General features: G+C 75.7%; 2 protein-coding genes. Both read left to right on the top strand.

Going from position 1 to position 3,859, the window contains the following annotated elements:
* Positions 1 to 448 precede the first annotated feature (448 nt).
* On the top strand, positions 449 to 2,017 hold the full coding sequence (locus tag AC5LSR_RS23610; protein WP_493469052.1) for an SCO6880 family protein: 1,569 nt from the start codon (positions 449 to 451) through the stop codon (positions 2,015 to 2,017).
* Positions 2,017 to 3,414, top strand: coding sequence for a putative type IV secretion/conjugal transfer ATPase (locus tag AC5LSR_RS23605; RefSeq protein WP_493469051.1), 1,398 nt, complete (start codon positions 2,017 to 2,019; stop codon positions 3,412 to 3,414). The genes AC5LSR_RS23610 and AC5LSR_RS23605 overlap by 1 nt, the downstream gene beginning before the upstream one ends.
* The last annotated feature ends 445 nt before the right edge of the window (positions 3,415 to 3,859 follow it).

The following is a 3,859-nucleotide window of genomic DNA, read 5'->3' as shown; positions in this document are numbered from 1 at the left end:
GTTCTGGACCGTCCGCTCCCCGCCCGCCGGATCCCGGCGGACCAGGCTCGGGTGGCGGCGGCTCCGCGTCAACATCAGGCCCTCCACCGGCTGAGGGGGGTGGGACGGGGCATCCGGCCGGTTCCCGGCGGCCCGCCGGACCGGCTGCTGGTTCCCCTCGTCGGCCGACCGATGGGCGTGCCAACCCCCGCCCCGCCGCCGGGCGGACCCCGGCTCCCGGTGGGGCGGCGGCTGACGGTTCACCGCCGTCGCGCGGCCCCGCGGATTCCGCCGGCCCCTCGAATCCCTCCGGACGAGGGGGCGCGGCCGGTCCATCCGGTCCGGGTGGCACCGGTGCTCCGGACGACAGGGGAAGCGCCGGCTCGGCCGGGCCGGCGGGGTGGACCCGGCGACGCGGCCCGACCCGGCCCGGCGGCGCCGCACAACCTGACGACGGGGAGCACGAACAATGAGTCGGACGACCTACCAGCTGCCCGCCCGGCGGACCGGGACCGCCGTGGCCGGGCTGACCGCCGCCCAGGTCGCCGTGATCGCCACGGGTATCGCGGCGATGGCGGTGGGCACGGCCGTGGTCGGAACACCGGCGGGCACGGTCGGCGGAGTCACGGCCGGAGTGACCTGCCTGCTGCTCGCGGTCGCACGGACCGCGGGCCGGCCGCTGATCGAGATCCTGCCGGCCGTGGCCATGTTCGCCTGGCGGCGGGCGCGGCGAACCGACCGGTGGACGCAGCCACTGCCCCCGGCCCGCGAACCGACCGCCCGGGCACGGCGGGCACGGCGGGGACCGCTGCCGGCCTGCCTGGCCGGGGTGGAGGTGGTCGCGGTCGATCGTCCCGGCTGGGCGGGCGGGCCGCAGCGGTCCCTGGCGCCGGTCGGGCTGATCCGCCACCGGCGGACCGGGGCGGTCACGGTGACCCTGGACGTGCGGGGTGGGCCGTTCAGCCTGCTGGAACCCGCCGGGCAGGAACGGCAGATCGGGGCCTGGGCGCGGGTGCTGTCCCAGTGTGCCGGGCAGCCGGCGCTCGCCCGGCTGGGCTGGACGCTGTGGTCCGCCCCGACCTGCCCAGCCGACCAGCCGGCCTGGCTGGACGTCCCCACCGGCCGCGCCGACGCCGATGCCGACGAGGAAGCCGGCCTGCCGGCCGGGACCCGGGCCGCGGCGGCCTCCTACCAGCGGCTGCTGACCGAGGCCGCCCCGGCAATGGGGCACCACGAGCTACGGCTGTGGCTGACCGTGGACCCCCGCCGGCTGCCCCGCGCCGGGGGCAGCCCCGCGCAGGCGGCACTGGACGCGGCCCGGACCCTGGCGGAGCGCTGCGACGCCGCCGGCCTCGTCGTGGGCGGGCCGCTGTCCCCGGTGGAGATCGCGCAGACGGTCCGGGTGCACGCCGACCCGGCCGCCCGCACCGGCCTGGCCGGGGTGCGCCGCGGCCTGGCGGCCAAGGCCGGGCTGGACGACGGGCCGGTGGACCCGGCGCTGCTGGCCCCGCTGACCGTCCAGGCGCACTGGGACGCCGTCCAGATCGACGGCGCCTGGCATCGGACGTTCTGGATCGCGCACTGGCCGGCGCTGACCCTGCGGCCCGGCTGGCTCGACCCGCTGCTGCACGACGCACCGGCGGTCCGCACCGTCGCCGTGGTCATGGAGCCGGTGTCGCCCAGGGTGTCCCGGCGGCGGATCAACACCGAGTCGGTGTCCGTGGACACCCAGGTGCAGCTACGGCACAAGCACGCCTTCCGCGTCCCCGTCCACCTCACCCAGGCCCACGAGGAGATCGACCGCCGCGACGCCGAACTCCAGGCCGGGTTCCCCGAATACGGCTATGTCGGGCTGGTCGCCGTCACCGCGGCCAGCCGCGCCGAACTCGACGACGCCAGCCAGGCCGTGATCGACCAGGCGGCCCGCTGCGGGATCGTCGAACTGCGCCCGCTGCACGGCCGGCACGACGCGGCCTGGGCCGCGACCCTGCCGATCGGCCTGCCCCCGGCCCGCGGCCTGTTCGGTGGGGGCGGCTGATGGCCCGCACCTCACCCCAGCCCCAGCCCCGGCCCCGGCCCCGCTGGCGGCCGCACCGGCGGGACGGCCGGCTGGCGGTGCCGCGGCATGTTGCCACCACCGCGCATCTGTGCGCGGTCTACCCGTTCACCATCGAGGCGGGTCTCGGCGACCGCGGGGTGTTCCTCGGGCACAGCCGGCTGTCCGGCGGCGGGTTCTTCTTCGATCTGCACGCCGCCTACGACGCCGGCCTGATCCAGGGGCCGAACATGGTCGTCTCCGGTGCCGGCGCCCACGGCAAAAGCGCGATCATCAAGTCCTACCTGCACCGCGCCGCCGCCCTCACCACCACTGGCCGGCCCCGGTTCACCGCCGTCATCGACCCGAAAGGGGAATGGACGCCGCTGGCGGACCGGCTCGGCTGGGCCGCGCTGCGCCTGCGCCCCGGCGGCGGCATCCGGATCAACCCCCTCGACGCCGCCCCCGGCCACCACCAGCGGCGGCATACCAGCCGAGACGACGCCCGGGAACAGACCGCCCGGCGGGCCGCGGTCACCGGCGCGCTGCTCGCGGTCGCCCTCGGCCAGGGCGACCTGTCCGTCAGCCACCAGCGCCTGGTCACCGCCGCCGTCGACCGGGCCTCGGCCCGCACCGTCACCCCGACGCTGGTGGACGTCCGCGGCGTGCTCGCCCACCCCGACCCGAGCCTCGCCGTCGACCTCGACACCACCCCGGCCGAACTCCTCGACCGGCGCCGCCCCCTGCTGGACGCCTGCGTCAGCCTGGTCGACCACCATCTGCGCGGCATCTGCGACGGACCCACCTCGGCCGGCCTGGCCTGGGACACCACCCCCGGCCTCGTCCTGGACCTCTCCGCGCTGCTGACCAACCGGCGGGCGCTCAAACTCGTCCTCACCGCCACCGCCGGCTGGCTCCAGACCGTCATGTACAACCAGCCGGACCGGCACACCATCACCGTGATCGACGAAGGATGGATCGCCCTCGACGACCTCGCCGTCGTCCGTTTCCTCCAGGACCAGTGGCGGCTGGGCCGCCAGTGGGGCGCGGCGAACATCCTCATCACCCACGCCCTCGCCGACCTGCACGGCCAGGTCCACGCCGGCCGCGCCGAGGCCTCCATCGCCGCCGGACTGCTCAACACCACCAGCGTGCGGGTCTTCCTCCACCAGAACCCCGAACAGATCGGCCGGCTCCTCACCGACATGGGCCTGACCAGCACCGAAGCCGCGCTCCTCGACGCGTTCCCCCCGTTCACCGCCCTGTGGAAGATCGGCGGCCACACCGCGCTCGTCGACCACCTCATCGCCGCCGACGAATGGGCGTTCGCCGACACCGACACCGCCATGCGCGCGAGCATCCCCACCGATCCCGATATCGCCGGTTACCGTGATGAGTAGCCAGCTATCGGACAGGCAGGACCCGGTACCCCTCCGCGCCTGTCGAGAACCAACGGCCCACACCGGCGACGCCCGGCGCCACTCGCACCGCCCTGCCGGACCCACGCCCGGACAGCTCACATCGTCCGGTGACAACCCGCTTGTCCTACATGGGCACTTTTTGTCCTACGCGGGACGCCCTGCCGTCCCAGTCCTCATCCCAATCCCGGCCCCGACGCCCGGCCCGCGCCAATCCCGGCCTCGGCCCGCGACGCGGCGACCGCGCTGAAGGCGGGAGCCGTTCGCATCCGCCCAAGGCTGTCCGCCAGCGACGCCCGCGCCGAACGGAACCCGAACAACCATGGTCTGTCGCGCCGGACCGTCCGCCAGAGGCGCTCACGCCGAACCATCCCAGCGTCCACCGTCACACCCTCCGGGAGAACGCCCCATGAGCAACCAGCCCACC

The organism is Protofrankia sp. CiP1_Cm_nod4 (assembly GCF_982290645.1).
The sequence above is the reverse complement of the archived record's forward strand: the minus strand, read 5'-3'. Positions and strand labels throughout refer to the sequence as shown.

What these genes read in the sequence shown, in the direction of transcription:
- AC5LSR_RS23610 (WP_493469052.1), top strand. Translation starts at nt 449, where the DNA reads ATGAGTCGGACGACCTACCAGCTGCCCGCCCGGCGGACCGGGACCGCC.
- AC5LSR_RS23605 (WP_493469051.1), top strand. Translation starts at nt 2,017, where the DNA reads ATGGCCCGCACCTCACCCCAGCCCCAGCCCCGGCCCCGGCCCCGCTGG.